The sequence below is a fragment of the Arthrobacter sp. Br18 genome (assembly GCF_000520555.1).
In the GTDB taxonomy this organism is placed as follows: Bacteria; Actinomycetota; Actinomycetes; order Actinomycetales; family Micrococcaceae; genus Arthrobacter_D.
In genome coordinates, this window is sequence record NZ_KI914851.1 from 58,468 (window position 1) to 63,406 (window position 4,939).

Consider the following 4,939-nt stretch of genomic DNA (forward strand, 5'->3'; position numbering starts at 1 on the left):
CCCGCCGATCCCTCCAGTGGCGGGCGTACCCGCGGTTCCCCTGCCGGTGTTCAGTCCACCTGTCCGGGGGCTTCCACCAGTGGGGCGGCCGGCCCGTCCTGCATACTTGCCGGCGGCATTCTTGATCATATTGCTCAAACCCATGACGAACTCCTTCGGTGCGCGCTTCGGCCGACAACGGTCGGTCTGCTGTCGAGCCTACGCGCGTACCGGCTCTGCTGGCTACGGTTTGTCCGACCGGTTCCACCGTTCTTCGGGGGCGGCAGGGCGGCCCTGCGGCCAGAATCCACGCTGCTTCATCACTCCTGCCAGCAGGTCCGCCCGGTCGGAAACTATCCCGCCCACTCCCAGGTCCAGCAGCCTCGTCATGGTGGGCTCATCGTTGATCGTCCAGACATGCACCTCGAGCGAGGCGGCCCTGCACCGGCGGATGTATCCGGCAGTCGCCACCGGGATCCCCCGGTAGCGCAGCGGAACCTGGACCGCGTCCACACGGGCCGCGCGGGCGATGGCCCGTGTCAGCCCGAACGGACCGAGGACGCGGATCAGGAGGTTCACCAGCGCCCCGGCCGACGACGCCGTGCGCCGGGTGAGCAGGCGCAACACCTTCCTCCGGCGGAGGTCGGAGAAGGACGCCACCAGCACGCGGTCGTGAGCACCGCACCGGTTGACGACATCGGCGAACGCCTCCACCGACGCGTCGTCCTTGACGTCCACGTTGAACCGGAGGTGCGGCCAGCGCAGCAACACCTCCTCCAGGGTCGGGATGGGCTCGCGGCCGCCGATCAGCACGCTTCGCAGCTCATCCCGCGTCCGGTCGGCGAGGGGACCTGACGCATCGGTCACACGGTCCAGCATCCGGTCGTGGAACACCATCACCACACCGTCCCGTGAGGTGCGCACGTCGGTCTCGAGCCAGCCGTAGCCCAGTTCGACGGAGCGGAGGAAAGCCGCAGCCGAGTTCTCGTCACCGTCGGTCGCGAACCCGCGGTGCGACAGCGCAAGCGGCTGCGCTTCGGCGTCGTGCGCCTGGACCGAAAAGCCGTGCGAGCCCGACGTGGAGAAGTACGGAAAGCTCACGGAAGAAGCGCCGTCAGGCCGTCTTGAGCGCAGCCAGCCGCTGTTCGAGGACCTGCGCCACCCCGTCATCCTCGAACGCGGGAGCCATCAGGTTCGCGGCCTCAAGGGCCGCGGCGTGGCCCGATGCCATGGCGTAGCCGTAGCCGGCCCACTCGAGCATCTGGATGTCATTGGGCATGTCACCGAAAGCGACGACGTCCGCCGCGGCAATTCCGCGCGATGCCGCGTACTCGGCGAGGGTCACGGCCTTGTTGATATGGGGGACCGCCATCTCCAGCAGGGCGATGGCCGGCGCCGAGTGGGTGGCCGACACCAGGTGCTGCACGGCCGGACGGACCCTGTGCAGGAACTCGTCGGGGTGCACGTCCCTTTCCCGTGCAAGGAACTTCACCACCTCCTCGCCGGGCAGCGACTCCTCGAAGGACAGGGCCTCGATGCTGCCCAGGATCTCCGAGGTCCCGGGGTCGGCGAATCCGGGCTCGATCTTGAATCCCGAAACGGTTTCGGCGGCAAAGGCGGCGGCCGGATACAGATCCCGGATGATGTCGCGGGCCTCGTAGATGTGCCGGTGATCGAGCAGATGGACGTCGAGGACGCGCTCTGCCTTCAGGTCGTAGGTCAACGCGCCGTTGGAGCAGATCACGGTGCCGAGGTGGCCGAGCTGATCGCGCAGCGGCTGCAGCCAGCGCGGGGGCCGTCCGGTCACGAAGACGACGTCGATGCCCGCTGCAGCGCAGTCCTGGAAGGCCTGGACGGTCCGCGCGCTCATCCTGCCGTCAGTGCCCACGATCGTGCCGTCCATATCGCTTGCGACCAGCCGCATTCCCCGCTCCTTCATCTGCACTCCATTAAACCCTGCCCTGCTACTGCTCGAAAGTTCCGATCAGGCGTGCGCGGCCGATGCCATGTGTGAACAGGTTGAACCCGAGGTAGGCCGGGCTTGCATCGGCCGGAATGTCGAGGGTTTCGACGTCGACCGCATGAACCACCACGTGGTAATGGTGGGCACCGTGGCCCTCCGGAGGAGCCGCGCCTATGAAACCGGCGAAGCCGCCGTCGTTCTTGAGCTGGATGGCGCCGTCGGGCAGGCCTGCTCCGCCGTCGCCTGCGGCGTTGGAAGCCAGGGACGTGGTGCCGACGGGAAGATTGAACACCGCCCAGTGCCAGAACCCGCTTGCCGTGGGAGCATCGGGATCGTAGGCCGTGACAGCGAAGCTTCGGGTGCCCTCCGGAAAGCCCGACCAGGACAGCTGGGGGGACACGTCCTCACCACCGGCCCCCATCATCCCGGAGGCCTGGGCGGCATTGAGCGGCTCACGGTGATCGATGTCGTCGCTGGTCAACTGGAAATCGGCAACCTTCGGAAGGTCGGCGTAGGGGTCGCGCGTCATGAAAGTTCTCCTAGTTCAGTGCGGGACGGCGGGTTGGCCCCCGCGCGTGAAACGGTCACCGCTGCCGCCCGTGCGGCGTAGACAAGAATGGCGGCCAGCTGTTCACGGGTTATTCGGCGCAGCTCCTTCCGGCGATGGGCGCCGTCGAGCTCGAGATCCACGAGCGCGCCGAGCAGTGCCGCCATGAAGGAGTCCCCTGCGCCCACGGTATCCACCACGCTGGTTGCTGGAGCCTTCACTTCGGCCTCACCGGCCGCACATACTCCCCAGGGCCCCTTCGAGCCGCGCGTCACCACCACGAGGGAGCACCCCTGGGCCAGCCAGCTCCGTGCTGAATCCAGCGCGGACCGTCCCGGATACAGCCATTCGAGGTCCTCGTCGGACGCCTTGACGACGCCGGCGAGCGCCGCGAACCGCTCGGCGGCAGCGCGCGCGAAGTCGGCATCGCGAATGATGGTCGGGCGGCAGTTCGGGTCGTAGGAAATGGTTGCGACGGGGTGCGCCTGCTCGACGAGCCGCAGTACCTCGGTGGCTCCGGGGACCAGCATGGTGGCGATGGAACCGGTGTGCAGCAGGGTGGTGCCGTCCAACAGGGCGGGTAGGTGCTCCCGGAGTCCCGGCAGGTCCCACACCAGCTGGAACTCGTAGGAAGCGCCCCCCGCGGGATCCAGGCGTGCCGTGGCCACGCTCGTGGGATGGACGTCCGGTGGAAGTGGGGAAAGGACGGAGTTGTCGCGGAGGTGCTGCTCGATCATGCGGCCATAGGCGTCGTCGCCGAACCGGCCCACGAACTGGGCAGGGTGGCCCAGCCGGGCAAGGCCCACCGCTACATTCATGGGGCTTCCGCCGACGTGGGCGCGGGGAGAGGCGGTATCGCTGACAACTTCGTCGATGAGGGTTTCCCCGATTACGGTGAGCACCCTGTCAAAGTACCAGCCGCACCTGAACGATCCACTCCCACAGGGCTTCTCAGGCGTCGCCCCCGACAGCGGTCTTGCCGGGTCCGGGCTTTCCCCGGAAACGGTGCACGCTGTAAACGATGAGCGACAGCGCAATCACCGAGGAGATAATCAGGCTGATTCCGGTGCCGGACCCCCCGAACAGCCACCAGTCGTCATCGAGGAACCACCAGTCCGGCACGGGAACCTGCACAATCCACAGCACGCCGAACCCCATGATGATCAGGGCTCCCAGGCAGCTCAGCAGGATGCGGGGAATGGTCTTCACGCCGACGGCGGCGGCCTGGAAAGCGCGGGCCTTGATGGGGGCGAGGTGGCGCTTGGCCCAGTCGTACTGCTGGGACAGAACTGCCAGCCCTCCCACGAGCATGAGCAGCCCTGGGCCGGGAAGCACCAGTCCGGCGATGCCGAGGACCACCAGGGTCCACCCGAGCACCTCGATGCCGGTACGCCGCACCCACCCGGCTACCCGCTCTTTAGCTGCCACCTACACAGGATTGCATAGTCAGCCGCCAATTTTCGACGCGCGGCACGGCCGCCCGGGCAGGAGCGCGGAACAAAATCAGGGGTGCATGCGTTTGCATCTACATTAGCGGCCATGGGGCCGGTGAGCAACCAGGAGGACTACCGTGACTGCGAAAACCGAGGGCCTGCACCATGTCACCGCCATTGCCGGGGACCCGCAACGGAACATCGACTTCTACATCCGGGGCCTGGGGCTCCGGCTCGTGAAGAAGACCGTCAACTTCGATGATCCCGGCACGTATCACCTCTACTACGGCGACGAAGCCGGCACACCCGGCTCGCTGCTCACCTTCTTCCCGTGGCAGGGTGTCCGCAGCGGCCGCGTCGGCAGCGGCCAGTCGACCACCACCGCGTTCTCCGTTCCCTCGGGAACCCTGGGCTGGTGGCAGGAACATTTCAAGGGCATCGGGGTGGCGTCCACCGTGTCACGTGCCTCGTCCGAGGAGGAGCGACTGTCGCTCCGTGATCCGGACGGCCTGCAGATCGATCTGGTGGCTTCGTCGCTGACGGACCCGCGCAACCCGTGGGACTCCGCTTCGGTGCCCGCGCAGTACGCCGTCCGGGGACAGCACTCCTCGGTGCTCACAGTCACCGATCCGGAACCCACGCTCGAGACCCTGACCCACGACCTCGGCATGAGGCTGCTGGGTGAATCCGGCGGCCGGTACCGCCTGTCCACGCACGACGGCGAACCCGGGACGGTCGTGGATATCGTCGCGGACCCGTCCGGAGACCCCGGTCTGGTGGCCGGTGGAACGGTGCACCACATCGCTTTCCGCGTTCCCGACCAGCAGACCCAGGAGGTATGGCGGCAGGAACTTGCCGCGGGAGGGTACAGCGTGACCGCGATCCTCGACCGCCAGTACTTCACCTCCATCTACTTCCGCGAGCCCGGCGGCACCCTGCTCGAAATGGCAACCGACACGCCGGGCTTCAACATCGACGAACCCCTGCTCGAGCTCGGCCGCTCCCTGAAGCTTCCGC

At 67.3% G+C, this 4,939-nt stretch carries 6 protein-coding genes; 1 reads left to right on the forward strand and 5 read right to left on the reverse strand.

Features of this window, described 5'->3' with window-relative positions:
- Positions 1–222 precede the first annotated feature (222 nt).
- Genes Y704_RS0105410 through Y704_RS19200 form a run of 5 tightly spaced genes read right to left on the reverse strand, consistent with a single transcriptional unit; the run spans position 223 to position 3,917 of the window.
- Complete coding sequence (locus tag Y704_RS0105410; RefSeq protein WP_253904234.1) at positions 223–1,080, reverse strand: glycerophosphodiester phosphodiesterase family protein; 858 nt, start codon at positions 1,078–1,080, stop codon at positions 223–225.
- A gap of 13 nt (positions 1,081–1,093) precedes the next feature.
- Entirely contained in the window at positions 1,094–1,903 is an 810-nt protein-coding gene (locus tag Y704_RS0105415; RefSeq protein WP_026549359.1) for an HAD family hydrolase, read from the reverse strand.
- Positions 1,904–1,943: 40 nt separating this feature from the next.
- Positions 1,944–2,471, reverse strand: coding sequence for a YbhB/YbcL family Raf kinase inhibitor-like protein (locus tag Y704_RS0105420; protein WP_026549360.1), 528 nt, complete (start codon positions 2,469–2,471; stop codon positions 1,944–1,946).
- Positions 2,468–3,391, reverse strand: coding sequence for a carbohydrate kinase family protein (locus Y704_RS0105425; RefSeq protein WP_026549361.1), 924 nt, complete (start codon positions 3,389–3,391; stop codon positions 2,468–2,470). The genes Y704_RS0105420 and Y704_RS0105425 overlap by 4 nt, the downstream gene beginning before the upstream one ends.
- 49 nt (positions 3,392–3,440) lie before the next feature.
- Positions 3,441–3,917, reverse strand: a complete 477-nt coding sequence (locus Y704_RS19200) for a PGPGW domain-containing protein (protein WP_051476722.1) — start codon at positions 3,915–3,917, stop codon at positions 3,441–3,443.
- A 142-nt stretch (positions 3,918–4,059) separates the two neighbouring features.
- Between Y704_RS19200 and Y704_RS19205 the strand changes: the two genes are divergently transcribed.
- The coding region (locus Y704_RS19205; protein WP_035771698.1) for a VOC family protein at positions 4,060–4,939 on the forward strand (880 nt) is incomplete at its 3' end.